The sequence below is a fragment of the Tardiphaga sp. 285_C5_N1_2 genome (genome assembly GCF_052076065.1).
Lineage (GTDB): Bacteria > Pseudomonadota > Alphaproteobacteria > Rhizobiales > Xanthobacteraceae > Tardiphaga > Tardiphaga robiniae.
Window position 1 is genome coordinate 1703556 of sequence record NZ_CP197241.1, and the last position, 18560, is coordinate 1722115.

Annotated in this window: 20 protein-coding genes; 8 read left to right on the forward strand and 12 right to left on the reverse strand. The window is 61.9% G+C overall.

Annotated features, from left to right (window positions below):
* Positions 1–24: 24 nt before the first annotated feature.
* Positions 25–1197, reverse strand: a complete 1173-nt coding sequence (locus tag AB7951_RS07915) for an acyltransferase family protein (RefSeq protein WP_120292762.1) — start codon at positions 1195–1197, stop codon at positions 25–27.
* Positions 1198–1306: 109 nt separating this feature from the next.
* Positions 1307–1669: a DUF427 domain-containing protein gene (locus AB7951_RS07920; protein WP_120292760.1), complete on the reverse strand. Its 363-nt coding sequence runs from the start codon at positions 1667–1669 to the stop codon at positions 1307–1309.
* Between the two features lie 181 nt (positions 1670–1850).
* On the opposite strand from AB7951_RS07920, the gene AB7951_RS07925 reads away from it, so the two are divergent.
* Entirely contained in the window at positions 1851–2087 is a 237-nt protein-coding gene (locus AB7951_RS07925; RefSeq protein WP_068735968.1) for a BolA family protein, read from the forward strand.
* A gap of 64 nt (positions 2088–2151) precedes the next feature.
* A complete protein-coding gene (locus AB7951_RS07930; protein WP_093756474.1) occupies positions 2152–2511 on the forward strand; it encodes an endonuclease domain-containing protein in 360 nt (119 codons plus the stop codon).
* A 113-nt stretch (positions 2512–2624) separates the two neighbouring features.
* On the opposite strand, the gene egtD is transcribed toward AB7951_RS07930, so the two are convergent.
* Entirely contained in the window at positions 2625–3590 is a 966-nt protein-coding gene (egtD, locus tag AB7951_RS07935) for an L-histidine N(alpha)-methyltransferase (RefSeq protein ID WP_089265017.1), read from the reverse strand.
* A gap of 43 nt (positions 3591–3633) precedes the next feature.
* Complete coding sequence (gene egtB, locus AB7951_RS07940; protein ID WP_120292758.1) at positions 3634–4869, reverse strand: ergothioneine biosynthesis protein EgtB; 1236 nt, start codon at positions 4867–4869, stop codon at positions 3634–3636.
* A 359-nt stretch (positions 4870–5228) separates the two neighbouring features.
* Between egtB and grxD the strand changes: the two genes are divergently transcribed.
* From grxD to AB7951_RS07960, 4 genes are read left to right on the forward strand one after another with little or no spacing between them, the layout of a single operon-like run.
* A complete protein-coding gene (gene grxD, locus AB7951_RS07945) occupies positions 5229–5564 on the forward strand; it encodes a Grx4 family monothiol glutaredoxin (protein WP_068736311.1) in 336 nt (111 codons plus the stop codon).
* On the forward strand, positions 5564–6106 hold the full coding sequence (locus AB7951_RS07950; protein WP_120292756.1) for an O-acetyl-ADP-ribose deacetylase: 543 nt from the start codon (positions 5564–5566) through the stop codon (positions 6104–6106). The genes grxD and AB7951_RS07950 overlap by 1 nt, the downstream gene beginning before the upstream one ends.
* A 46-nt stretch (positions 6107–6152) precedes the next feature.
* Positions 6153–7451 carry a serine hydrolase domain-containing protein gene (locus AB7951_RS07955; RefSeq protein ID WP_120292754.1) on the forward strand — a complete coding sequence of 433 codons (1299 nt, stop codon included), beginning with the start codon at positions 6153–6155 and terminating at the stop codon, positions 7449–7451.
* The gene (locus tag AB7951_RS07960; RefSeq protein WP_441255730.1) at positions 7432–8712 is read left to right on the forward strand and encodes a serine hydrolase; all 1281 of its coding nucleotides are present in this window, start codon (positions 7432–7434) and stop codon (positions 8710–8712) included. The genes AB7951_RS07955 and AB7951_RS07960 overlap by 20 nt, the downstream gene beginning before the upstream one ends.
* A gap of 156 nt (positions 8713–8868) precedes the next feature.
* On the opposite strand, the gene AB7951_RS07965 is transcribed toward AB7951_RS07960, so the two are convergent.
* The 7 genes from AB7951_RS07965 to purB all read right to left on the reverse strand — a co-directional run bounded on the left by AB7951_RS07965 (position 8869) and on the right by purB (position 15424).
* The gene (locus AB7951_RS07965) at positions 8869–9936 is read right to left on the reverse strand and encodes a threonine aldolase family protein (protein WP_439066574.1); all 1068 of its coding nucleotides are present in this window, start codon (positions 9934–9936) and stop codon (positions 8869–8871) included.
* A 247-nt stretch (positions 9937–10183) separates the two neighbouring features.
* Positions 10184–10801: a 30S ribosomal protein S4 gene (rpsD, locus tag AB7951_RS07970; RefSeq protein ID WP_089265666.1), complete on the reverse strand. Its 618-nt coding sequence runs from the start codon at positions 10799–10801 to the stop codon at positions 10184–10186.
* 284 nt (positions 10802–11085) lie between these two features.
* On the reverse strand, positions 11086–11856 hold the full coding sequence (locus tag AB7951_RS07975) for an aldolase/citrate lyase family protein (RefSeq protein ID WP_120292748.1): 771 nt from the start codon (positions 11854–11856) through the stop codon (positions 11086–11088).
* A 17-nt stretch (positions 11857–11873) separates the two neighbouring features.
* Positions 11874–12281, reverse strand: a complete 408-nt coding sequence (locus AB7951_RS07980; protein ID WP_093756467.1) for a cupin domain-containing protein — start codon at positions 12279–12281, stop codon at positions 11874–11876.
* Between the two features lie 82 nt (positions 12282–12363).
* The gene (gene murI, locus AB7951_RS07985) at positions 12364–13155 is read right to left on the reverse strand and encodes a glutamate racemase (protein WP_120292892.1); all 792 of its coding nucleotides are present in this window, start codon (positions 13153–13155) and stop codon (positions 12364–12366) included.
* A gap of 321 nt (positions 13156–13476) precedes the next feature.
* Positions 13477–14031, reverse strand: coding sequence for an MOSC domain-containing protein (locus AB7951_RS07990; protein ID WP_120292746.1), 555 nt, complete (start codon positions 14029–14031; stop codon positions 13477–13479).
* A gap of 82 nt (positions 14032–14113) precedes the next feature.
* Positions 14114–15424: an adenylosuccinate lyase gene (purB, locus tag AB7951_RS07995; protein WP_120292744.1), complete on the reverse strand. Its 1311-nt coding sequence runs from the start codon at positions 15422–15424 to the stop codon at positions 14114–14116.
* A gap of 211 nt (positions 15425–15635) precedes the next feature.
* Here purB and AB7951_RS08000 point away from each other — a divergent pair, with 211 nt between their 5' ends.
* Both AB7951_RS08000 and AB7951_RS08005 read left to right on the forward strand, forming a co-directional pair.
* Positions 15636–16502, forward strand: coding sequence for a hypothetical protein (locus AB7951_RS08000; RefSeq protein WP_158596866.1), 867 nt, complete (start codon positions 15636–15638; stop codon positions 16500–16502).
* Between the two features lie 7 nt (positions 16503–16509).
* Entirely contained in the window at positions 16510–17019 is a 510-nt protein-coding gene (locus tag AB7951_RS08005) for a hypothetical protein (protein ID WP_120292740.1), read from the forward strand.
* Positions 17020–17286: 267 nt separating this feature from the next.
* Here AB7951_RS08005 and AB7951_RS08010 read toward each other — a convergent pair whose 3' ends face one another.
* Positions 17287–18075, reverse strand: coding sequence for a DUF2259 domain-containing protein (locus AB7951_RS08010; protein WP_120292738.1), 789 nt, complete (start codon positions 18073–18075; stop codon positions 17287–17289).
* Positions 18076–18560: the final 485 nt, after the last annotated feature.

Genomic DNA, 18560 nt, shown 5'->3' on the forward strand with positions numbered 1-18560 from the left:
GGCGGAAAGGACGGTGTGATGAAGCTACAGCACCCGCTTCACGCCTGGGATCGCCCGCAGCGCCCTTGTCGCTGCCCAGCTCGCCGCCAGCGTACCCGCGAAGGCGATCAGTGCTTTCGATCCGGCGCCGAGCGGCGCGTTCAGCAGCGCATATTGCAGCCACAGCATCGGGATGTAGTGCAGCACGAAGATGCCATAGGCATCGCCGCGCAGCGGATCGAAGATGCTCTTCTCGCGTTGGCCGAAGCGCAGGAACTGCGCCAGCACCGCGAGGCAGATCAGCGTGCAGGCGACCGCGTAGATCACGCCGTAGCTCGACTGCCACCAGAAAGGCGGCGCGCCGGTGAGATTGGCGAGCTTCATGCGGCGAAAATTGACGAGAAAAGCGAGCGAGCCAAAGGAGGCGGCGGCGGCGATGGTCCACCACAGCCATTGCCGTGCCAGCGCGCCGGTGCGGGCCAGCAGGCCCTGGTCGATATTGGCGGCGCCAATGCCCATGCCGGCGAAGAAGAACACGCCATAGATCGCCATGCGGCTGAACTGCACCTGCAGCGGGCCCCAGCTGAACCAGCGGACAGCGCCGACCGTAAACAGGAATGGGACATAGGAGATCACCGCGATGACGGCGAGCACGGCGGCGAACAACCACGGTCGTTCGAAGGCACGGATCGACAGCCGGTTGATGCCGTCCACCAGTCGCGGCGCGAGCAGGAAAACCGGGATCGCGACGAGATCAAGAAACAACAGATACCAGATGAACCAGCCGGGGCCGGCGAACCATTGGCCTTGTTTGAAATTGTTGACGTAGAATTCGACAAAGCCGGTCTTGTGCGTCGACAGGCTGAACGACGCGTAATAGGCGATCGGCATCAGCACGAAGATCATCGCCAGGAAGGGCAGGCCGAGGCGCAGCGCGCGGTCGCGCAGGAAGTCGCCGATGCCCTTGCGCTTCAGGCTCGGCCACACGAACAGGCCCGACAGCATGAACATCAGACACATGAAGAAGGTGTCGTTGAACAGCGTCAGGATATTGAAGCCGATCCAGCGCTGGCTGTCGACGATCGGCGCGGTCGACCACAGATAGTGGTTCGGGTAATAGCGCCCGAAGGCGGTGTAAGCGACCGCCGCGTGGTTCGCCAGCACGAGCAGCGTGACGAAGGTGCGGGCGCGATCCAGCGCAGCGTTACGGTCTGACATGTGAACGGCGAGCCCCCTCGCTTCCGCGCGCAACAGGCGTCGCCGGGCGCATCAGTGATGCGCGCCGTCATGATAAATGTCGAAAGCCGCTTCGGCAATCAGCCGAGGATCAGGCAGGCACTTCCTCGATTTTCACCTTGTCTGGATAAAATGCCAGATAATCCTTGATCTCGGCCATCGCCGGAAACGGCGTCTCATAGGTCCAGATCGCGTTGTCGAGAACTTTCTCGCCGGTCTTGATGCTGTAATAATTCGCGTCGCCCTTGTACGGGCAATGCGTCACACGGTCGGTGCGCGATACCGCGTCCATATTGGCGTCCGCGCGGGGGATATACAGCACTGCGGGGTAGCTGGCCTCCTTGAGGCTCAGGGCATTGGTCGTGTCGGCGATCACGACGCCCCCGGCAGAAACACGGATGTGTTTGCCGGCGGGCGCAATGGTGATCGGGTGGTCCGGGCCGGGAAGCTTCATGGTTAAACCCTTGTGACGGTCATATTGCACTTCTTCAGATGTGCGATCCCCCTGGCCTTTAAAAGGGGCATGCGAGGGATTATCGTTAGAAAGCCGTGACGTCATGCGGCAGCCGCGATAGGCTCGCAATCCGAGGCGGCACCGACTGGCCGCGATTCGAACCTTTCTGGAGACCCGATTAATGCCGATGGACGCCCGCGATATCGAGACCATGATCAAGGCCGCGATTCCCGACGCGCAGGTGACGATCCGTGATCTGGCCGGTGACGGCGACCATTACGCGGCAACCGTGATTTCGGAATCCTTCCGCGGCAAATCCCGCGTCGCCCAGCACCAGATTGTCTATCAGTCGCTGAAAGGCCAGATGGGCGGTGTCCTGCACGCGCTGGCGCTGCAGACGGGCGTGCCGGAGGCGTAGTTTTCCCTCGCCCCGCTCTTGCGGGGAGAGGGTGGCTTCGCGCAGCGAAGACGGGTGAGGGGCGATGCGAGGTCGTGTTCGTAGCACTCAGATCTCGCGAAAACTTCGCGCTAACCAGACCGATGCCGAGACCAAGCTCTGGCATCGCATACGCAACCGGCAAGTCGGCGGTTTTAAATTTGCCCGGCAGGAAGCGATAGGCCCCTATATCTGCGACTTCGTTTGTCGGGAACAGCGCCTCGTGATCGAGGTCGACGGCGGCCAACACCTAGAATCCAAACGAGATGAAATTCGCGACACGTATCTGCGGGCGGAAGGCTATGGCGTGGTGCGTTTCTGGAATAACGACGTCTTGTCCAATATCGACGGCGTGCTGATGCTGCTCGACCAGGCGTTACGTGCAGATGGCCAAACAGCGGATTAGAGCCGACCCGACCCGAGAACATGCCTTCGTTGGAATTGTGTGCCCGGCCCCTCACCCGGATCGCAAGGGCGATCCGACCTCTCCCCGTAAAGGACGGGGAGAGGTTAAGAAGGCTACTCCACCGCCATCAGCGCATGCACCGAGAAATGCTTGTCAGCATCCGTCCATGACGCCTTCGGCTCCCAGCCCGAACCGCGGGCCAGCGTTGCAAAACGCTCGATGCTGTATTTGTAGCTGCTCTCGGTGTGGATGCTCTCGCCGGCACGGAACGCGAAGCTGCGACCCAGCACATGCACGGTCTGCGGTTTCCTGGCGATCAGGTGCATCTCGATGCGGTGGCGTTCCTTGTTGTAGATCGCGCGGTGCGTGAAGGCCGAGAGATCGAAATCGCCGCCGAGTTCGCGGTTGATGCGCACCAGCACATTCATGTTGAACTTGCCGGTGACCCCTGCCGCATCATTATAGGCGGCGTGCAGCAGCTTCTCGTCTTTCTCCAGATCGATGCCGATCAGCATCAAGGCGTCCTTGCCGAGAATGGCGCGGGCCGAGCGCAGAAAGGCGCAGGCCTCGTGCGGCTCGAAATTACCGAGCGTCGAGCCCGGGAAGAAGCCGACCTTCGGCATCATCCGGATATCTGCGGGAAGGTCGAACGGTGCGGTGAAATCGGCATTCACCGGCAGCACCTTCAGGCCCGGGAAATCCTTGCGCAGCTCGGCTGCCTGCGCCTGCAGGAAGTCGCCTGAAATATCGACCGGCGCATAGGCGCCGACGTCGCATTCATCCAGCAGCAGCCGCACCTTGGTGGTGGCGCCGGCGCCGAATTCGATCAGCGCGGCATTCTTCGGAATGATCGCGTTGATGTCCTTGCCGCGCGAGCGGAGAATGCCGAGCTCGGTGCGGGTCGGGTAATATTCCGGCAATTTGGTGATCTGTTCGAACAGCTCCGAGCCGGCTTCGTCATAGAAGTATTTCGGCGACAGCTTTTTCGGATGCTGCGACAGCGCTTCGGCGACATCCGCGGCAAATGCGGAGGCGGAGGCATTCAGCAGCGACAGTGCCAACGGGGCATGAACGTTCATGTCAGTCTCCTCAACGCTTTCGAAGCGCCGTGATGTCAGGAAGTCAGTTGCCGTAATCGGCCAGCCGCAGGCCCGTGAATTGCCAGCGATGATGGGGATAGAAGAAATTGCGGTAGGTGACGCGGCTGTGATCGTCCGGGGTTGCCAGCGACGAGCCGCGCAGCACCAGCTGATTGATCATGAACTTGCCGTTGTATTCGCCGAGCGCGCCTTCGATGGCGCGGTAGCCCGGATAGGCCGAGTAGGATGACCGCGTCCACTGCCAGACGATGCCGAAGGCATCATTGAGCTGGCCGGCACGCGCGGCCACTTCCCATTCCATTTCCGTGGGCAGATGCTTGCCGCTCCAGCGCGCGAAGGCGTCACATTCGTAATAGCTGACGTGGCACACCGGCGCGTCGAGATCGATCGGCTTCAACCCGGCGAGGGTCATGATATGCCACTCGCCATTGACCTTGCGCCAGTGACCGGGCGCCTGCCATTCCTTGCGGGCCACAGTGGCGAAGCCATCCATCAGCCACAGCGTCGCTTCGGCGTAACCGCCGGCTTCCATGAAGGCGAGCCATTCGCGGTTGGTGACGAGATTGCGTGCGAGCTTCACAGGGCCGATGAGGGCGCGATGTGCGGGCTTCTCGTTGTCGAAATGGAAGCTCTCGCTCTGGTGGCCGATGGTATGGATGCCCTCGGTCAGCGTGAGCCACGCATCGCCTGATGTGTTGGATGCAGGAAAGCGCCAGTCGGCGTCATAGGCCGGCGGGATCGGGTTCTGCGCGAAGGCATGCAGGATGTCGGTGAGCATCAGCTCCTGATGCTGCTGCTCGTGATTGAAGCCGACTTCGAGGAGGGGGATCAGCGAGGTCAGTTTCTCGTCTGACGTCTCGTTGAAGAATTTGATGACCGCCGCATCGACATGCCTGCGATAGGCAGTGACCTCGTCGGCGCCGGGCCGGGTGAGGTGGCCGCGCTGGGCGCGGGCGTGGCGCGGACCGGCGGAGACGTAATAGGAATTGAACAGATAGGCGTAATCGGGGTGGTAGACCTTGTAGCCGGGCGCGTGATCGCCGAGCAGGAATTGCTCCCAGAACCAGGTCACATGGGCGCGGTGCCACTTCGCCGGGCTGGCGTCGGGCATCGACTGCACCAACTGGTCTTCCGGGGAGAGCGGGGCGGCGCGGCGTTCGGTTTCGTTGCGGACCGTCAGGAAGGCGTCGCCCAGTCTTTGGGCCAGTGCGCCTGCGGGGGCGGATTCGGAGGCGGGGGACGCGGTGCCTGAACTCATGCCTGAACTCTTGGCGAAAGCTGGATTCGTCACGAAAGTCTCCGATTTTGGAGAGAACGTTGCTCTTGATGATGGGTTCCCGAGCAGCCTGTCCTAAATAGGTCATCCGATTGGTTATAAAAGGCCTGTCGTCATATGATCTTTGGCCGGACCGGACTTGGCAAAAACTGCGGAAAAGTGACCGTGGCGGGCCGGCAATAAGCCTCAATGCCTGTGATTTCAGGCTCTTGATCACGTCCATAAGACTTGGGGTGCGGAACGGATTCGGCTACATATATGACAAGTCTGACCGGGCGAGCGCCCGATGGCTGGGCCGCCAACTCCAGACCTTGAATCTGGACCTTGAACAGGGACGTGACATGAGCATTGAGCAATTCATCGAGAACGAAGTGAAGACCAACGACGTGGTGCTGTTCATGAAGGGCACGCCGCAGTTTCCGCAGTGCGGTTTCTCGGGCCAGGTGGTCCAGATCCTCGATCACGTGGGCGTCGGCTACAAGGGCCTCAACGTTCTCGAATCCGCCGATCTGCGCGACGGCATCAAGACCTATTCGAACTGGCCGACCATTCCGCAGCTCTATGTGAAGGGCGAATTCGTCGGCGGCTGCGACATCATCCGTGAGATGTTCCAGGCTGGCGAGTTGCAGAGCCTGCTTGCCGAGAAGGGCGTGATCGCCGCCCCGGCCTCCGCCTGATTTCAAGTCGACAAATAGGCACGGCGACGCTCGACGTCGTCGTGGCTGACATCACGACTCTCCGCGTTGACGCCATCGTCAACGCGGCTAATGCGTCGCTTCTCGGCGGCGGCGGCGTGGACGGTGCCATCCATCGGGCTGCCGGCCTCGACTTGCTCGCTGAATGCCGCACCCTCAAGGGTTGCGAGACTGGCGACGCCAAAATCACCAAAGGTTACAAATTACCGGCCACGCATGTGATCCATGCGGTCGGTCCTGTCTGGCATGGTGGCCGGAGCGGCGAGGATGAGGCGCTGGCGTCCTGCTACCGACGGGCGCTGATGTTGTGTCAGGCGCATGGACTGGCCTCCGTTGCGTTTCCGGCCATCTCGACGGGTGTGTATGGCTTTCCGGCCGCGCGTGCGGCTCCCATTGCGGTCGGCTCGGTCATCCAGACGCTGAAAGACGCACCGGTGGTCACGGCCGTCACCTTCTGCTGCTTTTCCGAGCCATCGGCGGATCTGCATCGCCTCGCGCTCACACGCGCACTTCCCCTTGTCTGAGAGCGCCCCGCCGTTACACTCCTTTGATCAGGCAAAAGGAGCGGCGATGAATTTGCGGCACAGACTACGCGCGCTGCTCTGCGGAGCGCTGTTGCTCGCCGGATCGCCCGTCTTCGCCCAGGATCGTTTTGCCGCCGAAGGCACCTTCGACATTCCCGCCGGCGCCAAATTCTCGCAGGAGAAACTCGCCAAGATCGGTGAGTTCTTCCGCAAGCAGATCGCCGATGGCAAGATCCCCGGCGCCATCGTGCTGATCCAGCAGCATGGCAAGCCGGTCTACAAGGAATTCTTCGGCGTCCGCGATCCCGACACCAAGCAGCCGATGACGGATGATACGATCTTCCGGCTGCATTCCATGTCGAAGCCGATCACGTCCTTCGCAGCGATGATGCTGATCGATCAGGGCAAGCTGAAACTCGACGATCCCGTCTCGCAATACATTCCGTCTTTCGCCAAGGCCAAGGTCGGCGTCGAGAAGAAGCTGGAGAATGGCGAGAAGGCGCTCGACATCGTGCCGCCCAATCGCCCGGTGACGATCCGCGACCTGCTGCTGCACACGTCCGGCGTCACCTACGGCTTCTATGGCGAGAGCCTGGTGCGCCGCGCCTATGGCAATGCCGATATCTACAGCGGCGATTTCGACAACAAGGAATTCGCCGACCGCATCGCGCAGCTGCCGCTCGAACACCAGCCCGGCACCATGTGGGACTACGGCCACTCCACCGACATTCTCGGCCGCGTGGTCGAAGTCGTCACCGGCAAGTCGCTGCTCGGTTACGAGGAGCAGGCGTTCCTCGGACCGCTGGGGATGAAGGACACCGGCTTCTTTGTGAAGGAGAAGTCGAAGGAGGTCATGCTCGCCAAGCCGATGGCCTGGGATCGCGATTTCCGCACCGGACGACAGGGGCGCCCCGATACCTACCAGAAATGGGAATCCGGCAGCGGCGGCATGGTCTCGACACTGGCGGATTACACCAAGTTCGCGCAGATGCTGCTGAACGGCGGCGAATATGACGGCAAACGCTTCATGAGCGCGGCGACGTTCAAGGACATGACCACCGATCATATCGGCAAGGATTCCGGGGTCGGCCGCGACTATCTGTATTTCCCCGGTGACGGTTTCGGCTTCGGCTATGGCTTCGCCGTGCGCACCGATCCCGGCAATGCCAAGCCGTCGCCGCCGGGATCGCTCGGCGAGCTGAAATGGGACGGCGCCAGCGGTTGCTATTTCATCATCGATCCCAAACAGGATTTCTTCTTCATCCTGCTTGAGCAGACGCCGTCGGAGCGACAGCGCATTCAAAGGTCTTTGAAGCTGTTGGTCTATGAAGCGCTGGAGAAATAAGCGCGCCGTACTCCTGCTGCTGGCGCTCTGCTGCGTCGGCACCGTTATCGTGCCTTCGCCGCCGGCCCGGGCCGAAAAACCGCAATCCATTGCGCGCGAATTTTCTGCCGAAAAACTGCTGGCGCTCGATCGCTACTTTCTCGACATGGTCGCGGAGCGAAAGATTCCCGGCGCGGTAGTGTTGGTGCAACAGCACGGCAAGCCTGTCTATTTCGATACGTTCGGCAATCTCGACAGCGGCCATCCGATGACGGGGGATGCGATCTTCCGGCTATATTCGATGTCGAAGCCGATCACCTCGGTAGCCGCGATGATGCTGATCGAGGATGGCAAGCTGCGCCTCGACGATCCCGTTGCGAAATACATCCCGGCTTTCGCGAAGACGAAGGTGGGCGTCGACGTCAAAGGCGGCGACGAACACGCGACATTCGGCCTCGTGCCGCTGCAGCGGCCGATCAGCATCGCCGATTTGCTCACGCACACATCGGGCATCACTTACGGTTTCTATGGCGACGATCCCGCGCGGAAACGTTATGCGCAGCTCGATATCTTCGGCCGCGACTGGGACAACGCGTCCTGGGCCGACCGTATCGCGCAGCTTCCGCTCGCCGAGCAGCCCGGCACGCTGTGGGACTACGGCCATTCCACCGACATCCTCGGCCGCGTCATCGAAGTGGTGTCCGGCCAGTCGCTCTATCATTTTCTGGAGGAACGGCTGTTCGGTCCATTGGGGATGCGGGACACCTCGTTCTACGTCACCAATGGCGAACGCCGCTCGCGTGTGGCCGAGCCGTTCCCGGGAGATCGCATGGTCGGCCCGGTTGTCGGCATGCATGATCCCGCGGAGGTCATGCAATGGGAGGCGGGGGGCTCCGGTCTGGTCGGTACGGCGGCGGATTACGCGCGCTTCCTGCAGATGCTGCTCAATGGTGGCACGCTTGATGGCAAGCGCTATCTCAAACCGGAAACAGTGGCCGAGATGACGCGCGATCACGTCGGGCCTGATAGCGGCGTGAAGCGCGACTATTATTATTTCCCGGGCGCCGGTAGCGGCTTCGGCCTTGGATTCGCCGTGCGCACCAAGGAGCTCGCGAGCGAGCCCGGCCCGATCGGTGAGTATCGCTGGGACGGTGTTGGCGGCACGTTCTTCTGGGTCGATCCGAAGAACGACATGTTCGTGCTGGTGATGACGCAGGCACCGTCGCAGCGGGTGCGGATGGAAATCGACGTGCGGAAGATCATCGCCGAGGCGCTGGAGTAAGCGGCAGGGCAGGTCATCGTGGTGCCTGTTCCACATACTCAGTCTTCATCCTGAGGAGCGCGTTCTTGCGCGCGTCTCGAAGGATGGGCCAAACATCTCATGGTTCGAGACGGCGCCAAGCGGCGCCTCCTCACCATGAGGGCCGTCGGGATAAGGCTAAACCGCTCGCACCACGTCCCTGATCAATCCCAGCGTCTCCTCGATCATGTCTGCAGAGACATCCAGATGCGTACACGCGCGGATGCGGCCGTCCATGGTGGCGAGCAGTACGCCTTTCGTGCGCAAGGCTTTCACCATAGCAGCACCGCTGATGCCGGCGCCTGCGGGATCGAAGAAGACGAGATTGGTCTCCGGTTGCTGAACGGCGATCCCGTTGATCTGGGCCAGTCCGCGCGCCAGCGCGTGCGCATTCGCGTGATCGTCGGCGAGGCGCTCGACGTGATGGTCCAGCGCGTGGATGCAGGCGGCGGCAACGATGCCGGCCTGGCGCATCGAGCCGCCCAATCCCTGCTTCCAGCGCCACACTGCATCAATGTAGTCGCGCGTGCCGGCGAGCACGGCTCCGATCGGCGCGCCGAGCCCCTTACTGAAATCGATCCACACCGAGTCCCAGCCGTCGGACATCCTGCTCGCACCGATACCGGTGGCGACGCAGGCATTCATCAGTCGCGCGCCATCCATATGCGTGGCAAGGCCGCGGTCACGCGCGATGGTGACGATCGCTTCGAGGTCGGATTTCGACCAGATGGTGCCGCCGCCGATATTGGCAGTCTGTTCGACGCTGACCACGGTCTGCGCTGCCTCGTAGCGCGTGCGCGGATGCAATGCGGCGCGCAGCGTATCTGGTGTGAACTTGCCATCGGCGCCGTCGAGCCCGGTAATCTGGAAGCCGCCAAGCGCGGCATGGGTGCCGCCCTCGCGCGAGAGGATATGCGCGGTGCGATGCGCGAGGATCTCGTCGCCGGGCCGGCAGTGCGCCAGCAGGCCGGCGACATTGCACATGGTACCCGATGGCATGAACACTGCGGCTTCCTTGCCGAGCAATTCGGCGACGCGGTCGCAGAGCGCGTTGACGGTGGGATCGTCGCCGACCTGCTCATCGCCGACATCTGCCGCAGCCATCGCCGCGCGCATCGCGGGCGTGGGCTTCGTCTGTGTGTCGGACAGAAGGTTGATGCGAACCGCCGGCTGTGATGGATCGGGGCGAGCAGGGGTGAAGGGCATTGGGAATTCCACGTTGTTACACACCACAAGCTACCCCGTCATTGCGAGCCCGCAAAATCGTCTTGCGATTTTGCTGAGCGAAGCAATCCAGAGTGAACGAGCGAAGGCTGGATTGCTTCGTCGCTACGCTAAGGGGAAAGTTGCATGCAACTTTCCTTGACCTCGCAATGACGGCTGATGGGACAGAGACCAAACAAAAAAGGCCCCGGAAAACCCGGGGCCTTGATCTCGTCTGCGCTGTCAGAAATTAGCGCGAATAGAATTCGACGATCAGATGCGGTTCCATCTGCACGGCGAAAGGAACGTCCGACAGCTGCGGGATGCGGATGAACTTGGCGGTCATCTTGCTGTGGTCGGTTTCGACGTAATCCGGGGTGTCGCGTTCGCCGAGCTGGCTGGCTTCCAGAACGAAAGCGAGCTGCTTGGAGGATTCCTTAATCTCGATGACGTCGCCGACCTTCACGAGATAGCTCGCGATGTTGACGCGCTTGCCGTTCACCTTGATGTGGCCGTGGTTGATGAACTGACGGGCCGCAAACATGGTGGCGACGAACTTGGCGCGATACACGACGGTGTCGAGGCGGCGCTCGAGCAGGCCGATCAGGTTTTCACCGGTGTCGCCCTTGAGACGGCCGGCTTCCACATAGATGGAGTGGAACTGGCGCTCGGAGATGTTGGCGTAATAGCCCTTCAGCTTCTGCTTGGCGCGCAGCTGCGTGCCGAAGTCGGAGAGCTTGCCCTTGCGGCGCTGGCCGTGCTGGCCGGGGCCGTATTCACGCTTGTTGACCGGAGACTTGGGACGACCCCAAATGTTCTGGCCCATACGGCGGTCGATTTTATATTTAGCTTCACTACGCTTTGTCATCGCGTCCTCGATGTTCAATGGTCAATGTGAGGAGACGCGCCCTCCTGTGTACCGTGATCAGTCCAGAGTCTGGAAAATCTCGGCACCGACAGGTTCATTCCCAAAGCTGGGCGGAGAACCACGGGTGCGAAACGCTTCGCGGGCCGAAAACGGCCCGCGAGCAAGGCGGTTTCTAGGGGGAAGGCCCGGTTATGTCAATTGAAAGACAGGCTTTTTGCCGTTTGGCGGGCTTATAGCGCCAATCCGGCCAGTTTTGGCGCAAAATCGGCCTCGAAATGGCCGTTTCACCGCCTGATACCCTCGAATCCGGCGGCGATTCCGCGCTGGAACAGTGACCAGTCGAATCCCAACGCCAGCGCCACATAGCCCCGCTCGATCATGGCGTTGCCCATCTCCGCGTTCAGCGCCGCGCCGCCCAGCGGCACGCCGCTTTTCAGGATGCCGGCTTCCGCCTTGGCGACCAGCGCCTGCACCTCGGGATCGCCCGGCTGGCCGCGTTTGCCGATGGATGTCGCGAGGTCGCCGACGCCGATCACGGCGATGTCGATGCCCGGCGTGGCCATGATCTCGCCGATCCGGTTCACCGCATCGACATGCTCGATGGTGATCATGCAGATCATGCTGTCGTCGGCGCGCGCCATATAGTCGGGCATGCCGGTGTTCCAGCGGAATGGCGCATGGAACGGTCCCCATAGCCGCTCGCCCTGGGTCGGATAGCGCAGGCTGCGCGCGGCCTTATACGCATCGTCGGCGCTGTTGATCATCGGGAAGTTGATGCCCATCGCACCGAAATCCATCGGTGCTTTCGCCAGCCATGGCTCGTTGGCGGCGATCCGCACCAGCGGCGTGCAGGGCGTGCCCGCGGTGGCCATGATCATCCCATGGGCGGTGTTGAGATCGATCGGGCCGTGTTCGAGATCGACGATGATCCAGTCGAGCGACTGCGCCATGATGCGCACGGTCTGGATCGACGGGATGGTCGCGATGGCCCCGAAAGTGGGGCGCCCCTCGCGCCATTTCTGCTTGAGATCGTGAAATGGCGCGGGGGTCGTCATCGTCACATGGGATCCTGTTATTTCGGCGCGGGCGTCGCCACCGGCTTGCCGTCTTCCACCACATAGACTGCCATGATCTTCAGGCCCTTGTCGCCGGTCTTCACGTCATGCGGAATCCCGGCCGGGACGGCATAGGAATCGCCGGCCTTGAGTGCCTGGTCCGGCTGGCCCTCGACGATCAGCGTCGCGTCGCCATCGAGAACGTAACCGGTATCGACACCTGGATGGGTATGGCGGCCGGCGAGCTGGTTCGGGCCGAGTTCAGCTACGACCGTCACGATGCGATGGCCGGCAGGATATTTGACGTCCTGCAGCGGCGTGCGCTTGATGCCTTGTGCACTGGCAGCGCCGGCGCAGGCCGTGATCGCCGCGCCAACGAGCAGTGTCTTGAGAAGGCCATTCTTCAGAAAATTCGTATCGAGCATGCTGGTCTCCCTTTGCCGTTCTCTTTTTTTCGGAACGGCGCGCTGCAAGGCTAGCAGCGCGCAAGGGAAAGTCGAGCGCTCGCTATGCCGCGACCTTTCCGCCGAAGAACGGCGCCAGTGCTTCCGGCCAGGCATGGCGCTTGCCGGAGGTGTAGAGCAGCACGGCATCGCCGGGTGGCACGCCGGGCTGATGATCGCCGATCAGGCCGACCACGCGTCGTGCGATTGCCGGGGCCGGATCGATCCATGCCACCGGCCATGGCGCGATGCGATTGAGGTGGTCGAGCAACAGCGGGTAATGCGTACAAGCGAGCACGATCGTGTCGGTGCGGGCACCGGCGGCGTCCTGCACGAAGCAGGGCGCGATCTCGCGAAACAGATCGGCGTCGTCGATGCCTTGGCCGCCGAGTGCGCCTTCCGCCAGTGCGGCGAGTTCGGCGGAGCCGACCAGCGTGACGATGCAGCCGCCGCCGAATTCGCGGATCAGTGTCTGGGTATATTCGCGCTTCACGGTGCCTGACGTGCCGAGCACCGAGACGCGCTTGCTGACCGAGCGCGCGCAGGCCGGCTTGATCGCCGGCACGGTGCCGACAAAGGGCACGGCATAGGCGGCGCGCAGATGGCTGAGCACCAGCGTCGAGGCCGTGTTGCAGGCGATCACCACGAGATCCGGCCGGTGCGCGTCGATCAGCTCGCCCATCAGCGGCACCACGCGGCCGATCAGCGCCTCCTCGGTGTGCTGGCCGTAGGGAAAGAACGCGTCATCGGCCACATAGACATAGCGGGCATCCGGACGCGCCTTGGCGATCTCGCGCTGGACGGTGAGGCCGCCGAGACCGGAGTCGAACACAAGGATGGTGGGGCGCGTCGGCATCATGAGAGCCTAGGGGAGGATGGTTACTGCGGAGTTGCTGCGGGTCTGGCAATCAAGACAGGGCCATTCTGGCTTTTTCGGGAAGGGCGGCAGTTCTTAACCTCTCCCCGTTCTTTACGGGGAGAGGTCGCCCGGCGTAGCGCAGCGAAGCCGGGCGGGTGAGGGGCATGGCACGCGCTCACCGCTTGTTGCGCTCTCTCGGATCGGAATCTTCGATCCGAAAACGATACGCTTAGGACAGGCCAATGCCTCGCCCCTCACCCCACCCCTCTCCCCGCGCAAGATGCGGGGAGAGGGAGCGCTCTCACGCATCTCGACCTGTTACACCGGCGCTAGCGGCTGCCGCGCTCCGGCCGGTAACTCGACCTCTATCGCATCGCCCGGCGCAACCTCGCCATCCGACACCACGATCGCCATCACGCCGGCTTTGTAGACGGCGCGGCCACCAGCATCGCGATCCTCCGTCGCGGCCTTCAATCCCTGCTGAAAGCGATCCATCAGTACACAGGGCTCGCGCAGGCCGGTGAGTTCGATCACCGCATGTGTGCCCAGATGCAGCCGCGTGCCGGTCGGCAGTGCGGCGAACTCGATCCCCGATGTGGTGACATTCTCGCCGAGATCGCCGGGCTGGATCGTGAAGCCCTTGGCGCGCAATTCGTCGAACAGCTCGCACGGGATCAGATGCACCTGGCGCAGGTTCGGCCTGGCGGGATCGCGGCGGCGATCGTAGCGGTGCTGCACCAATGCGCCCATATGCCCGTCGCCTTCGACGCCGAGGCCGCTGAGCAGGCGAATGCTCAGGCTTGGCGCCTTGCTGAAGTGATGGCCGCGCCGCAGGCATACGGCGACGATGTAGCCAGTGGACTCCGTCCTCATGGTGAGGAGGCGCCGCTTCGGCGCCGTCTCGAACCATGGCGTGTGGCGCTCATCCTTCGAGACGCGACGAAGACGTCGCTCCTCAGGATGAGGTACCGAACACGCGCGTGAAGATCGTGTCCACATGCTTGAGGTGATAGCCGAGGTCGAATTTCTCGGAGATCTCGTCGTCGGTGAGATATTTCTTCACCTCGGGATCGTTCTTCAGCAGTGTCTGGAAGTCGCCTTCGCCGCGCCACACCGGCATGGCGTTGCGCTGCACGAGCTTGTAGCTGTCTTCGCGCGACGCGCCCTTCTGCGTCAGCGCGATCAGCACGCGCTGCGAGTGCACGAGGCCGCCGAGGCGGTCGAGGTTCTTCTGCATATTGGCGGGATAGACCAGCAGCTTCTCGATCACGCCGGCCATGCGGTTGAGCGCGAAGTCGAGCGTCACGGTGGCATCAGGGCCGAACATGCGCTCGGCGGAAGAGTGCGAGATATCGCGCTCGTGCCACAGCACGACGTTTTCCAGCGCGGGGGTCACATAGGCGCGCACCATGCGGGCAAGGCCGGTGATGTTCTCGGTCAGCACCGGGTTGCGCTTGTGCGGCATCGCCGACGAGCCCTTCTGGCCCTCGGAGAAGAACTCCTCGGCTTCCAGCACCTCGGTGCGCTGCATGTGGCGGATTTCCACAGCTAAGCGCTCCATCGACGAGGCGATGACGCCGAGCGTCGCGAAGAACATCGCATGGCGGTCGCGCGGGATCACCTGGGTCGAGATCGGCTCCGGCACGAGACCCATCGCTTTCGCGACATGCTCTTCGACGCGCGGATCGATCTGCGCGAAAGTGCCGACGGCGCCAGAGATCGCGCAGGTCGCGACTTCCTTGCGCGCGGCGACGAGGCGCTCGCGGTTACGGGTGAATTCGGCATAGGCATAAGCGAGCTTGAGACCGAAGGTGACCGGCTCGGCATGGATGCCATGGGAGCGGCCGATGGTTGGCGTCATCTTGTGCTCGAAGGCGCGGGTCTTCAGCGCCGCCAGCAGGCGGTCGATATCGGCGATCAGGATATCGGCGCAGCGCGTGAGCTGCACGTTGAGGCAGGTGTCGAGCACATCCGACGAGGTCATGCCCTGATGCACGAAGCGCGCCTCGGGACCGACGATCTCGGCGAGGTGGGTCAGGAAGGCGATGACGTCATGCTTGGTCTCGCGCTCGATCTCGTCGATGCGCTCCACATTGAAGGTCGCGTCCTTGGCCTTGGCCCAGATCGTCTTCGCCGCATCCTTCGGAATGGTGCCCAGTTCCGCCAGCGCATCGGCGGCATGCGCCTCGATCTCGAACCAGATCTTGAAGCGGGTCTGCGGCTCCCAAATGGAGGCCATTTCCGGACGGGTATAGCGAGGGATCATTGCGCACTCTGACGTTTGGGGGATTACGCCGCGCTTTAGCAGATCGGGGCGGGGGAGGCCACCTCGGAGAAGGGGGCTTGGCGCGAAACCGCCGACGATACCGCAAACATCCGGCATGGCACCCGGGCGGCGCAGTGTGGCTGGACACTAGGTTTATGATCTTGTATGATTATAGTCATAGGAAAGAAGGGTGGAGGTTGCGATGGGAATAATGCAGGAACTGGACGAGATCGATGGAACCCTAGCCCGCCTGAGGTACGAATTGTGCGGGCTCAAATTGGAATTGAAGTTTCGAAGGTTGATCAATCGGAAAGCTGGATTCGACGCCGGTCAGCCGCGGGACGCCCTTGGCATGTGGACCGATGGTAGTGGAGGTGCGTCAGTCGACGAGACGGGCGAAAATCAGGTATCTGCAACATTCGCAGATCTGGCAAGCGTTCCGCGGTTCGAGGAATTGCTCGGCGGAAATGGCAGTAATACGACTGAAGACTTCCTTCAAAATATAGCGGCCACGATTACGCAGGATACCGCACGAACGGGAATCCCGACTATCGACGAAACAACCGAGAAGCTATCGGCCGATTTAATCCGAGTTATGGATGGACTAGAATTTATCCCCGATCAAACGCCGCAAGCATACGGGATTGCGGTGCATGTCGCGTTTGCCACAAGGGTCAGGGCCGCCGACTATCCCGGGATTGGCGGGGACGGAGTTGAACAAAGCTTCCTTTTCAAGGAGGTCGTCGAATATGGCATTGCCGGCAGTATACGAACCGACGTAGCTTTGAGGGATGTAGGCGGTGACGTGATCGCGATCTACGACTTAAAGACCGGAGGCGCGGTACTGGGCGCATCAAGGGCCGATGAACTGAGAGCGCATACAGGGGCGTTGCCAAATACACCGGTTATTGAATTGAACTTTTTTCGTGGATCACGGCTAAAGCATGAGCAGATCGCGGAAAATTTTCGAGTTGATCCAGCCCCGCGCAACGGGGACGGTTGTGTGCGGGAATTATCTGATTATCAAGCCGAGCGTCTACGTCGCTCGCGGCTTTTTTCTCGACACCACGCCGCATAAGAATCAGATGAAGCTCTTCCGGGTGGTTATGCCATTGTATCGCCCGGGAGAATATTTCTCGCTCAATTATAGTAATACGATTTCTGGCGAACACGCCGGGTTATTTCTTGTCGACAGAAAAGCCTACGCTGAGTCTGCGTCAATCGTGCTCGATAAAATCAACCCGCATATCGAACCCCTAAGGAATCTTCACGGCCCCCGAGAGTTTCTTGGTTACATCTCCTGGATGGCGAGCAACCGCATGATGCCCGTTCGTCTCGATTTCGGGTTGACGCATTATTTGCTCGGCAACTTGCAGCAAGCGACCGACATCTTTCGCGGCATGGAACGGGATCTCGCCGACTACAAGCCGCAAAGACAGGACAGGTATCGGTCGGTGATTACGCAGGTTTTGGATCTGCTGGAAAACGACCCCGCAGCATTGCAACCACTGCTCGACACCTGGCGCGATGAGCAAATCGAGAAACTTGGACTGTCAGCAAGCGTAGTGCCGCCGCGGCTCCGACTGGTGCCTTGATCGGTCCGCGGCATTCTTTGCGCGATCCGCAGCGTCGGGAACCATCCTGGTCGTTCTGTCCGGGACCGAGTCATTCCGGAAAGTTGTTTCTCTCAGTCAGAATACAAGTGCCGACCTTTCATCCGTCATTCCGGGGCGCTCTTGCGCGGGCCCGGAATCCATAGACACGATGTCAGTTGTTGAGTGGGGCGTCTGGCCGTCGGCGCGATCGCCAAGATAGCAATGCTCGCGTAGCATCTGAAACAATGCGATCCCAAAGCAGGAATGCTATTTCAGCGGCAACTTCGCCGTCACCGCCATGAACCGCCGGTTCGGACCGGCGTGGAATTCGTGCGCGTCCACGGTCTCGATCAGGACTGCCAGCGTCTGCGTGCCGTCTTTGGCGTGGTGATGATAGACATCGGCAATTCCGTAGGCCGTCACGCAGCGCCGGCGTTTCGGCAGTTGCTTGTCCTGCTGCAGCGTGATGGGCGCGGTGCCATCGATGCTCAGTTGCAGTGTCATGCCGGTGACGATGACGCTGCCATAGGTGCCGCGGCCGCCGGCGCCGTAGCATGACGCCTTGCCGAGCGCCTGATCGGAGAGCGTCAGCACCAGCTTGCGGCCGTCGGGCAAAGTGATGGCCTGCGTGGTGGCGAGCGGCTTCGGGTCCATCTGATAGATTCCGATCTCGTCGAGATCCATCGACGGCTTGCCGGCGAAGCGCGTGCCGGGCTCGGTAATACCAAGCCTGCCCAGCAGCGGCTTGGCCCTAGCCATCAGCTCGGCGCGCACGGCATCCACTTCGCGCTCGTCATCGTCCTTGGTGCGAAGGGAGAAGGGCGTACCCTTCGCAAAGTCGTCGGTGCGGGTGTCGATCACCTGGATCTCGGCGACGATCTCGGTCGCATCATAGAGCTGCGTATACTGCTCGAAGGCGAAATGCGTGCCGTCCGGCGAGAAGCCGATCACTTTGCGCGCGGCAGCGTCGCCGGCCTGCGCCGTGCCGAGCAAGGCGAGCAAGAGCAGGGGAGCGAGCAGGAAGCGGCGAAAGCCGGCGATTGAATGCTGTGTCATCCCGGTTGGTCGCACCACGCGCCGCGAAGTTCATGCGCATATTGGTCTTCGCAGGTGTTGACAATATTCCCCTAAGGATTATTATCCATATTGTCCGGTCCGCGAGGGGCGCTTCTAGAGGCGTTTTGAGGTGGGATTTGGATTGCGGCGCCTGCGGGCGGGAGGGAGACGTTCCCTCACGCACTCGGGAGGCCTTGGGCCACCGTCCGGCCCCACTACGGGGGTCTGCCACTCATGCTGGCTGGACGTGGCATTGGTGAACGGCGGGAAACCGTCGGGATCAGCGGAGTGCGGAGCTCTGCGCCTTTGCCCGGAAGAACGGTCCCGGGGACAGAAATCGCCCGTAGCAGTCGCAGACTGCGTAAACTTGTCTGCGGTGTGGCGCGCCGTGAGGCGTTGCGCGGTTGCAGCTTGCCGGCGTTCCGGCGGAGCGGATCGCGACAGAAACCACCCCTTGCGCCTCACGGCGCGCTGCCACCCCTCAT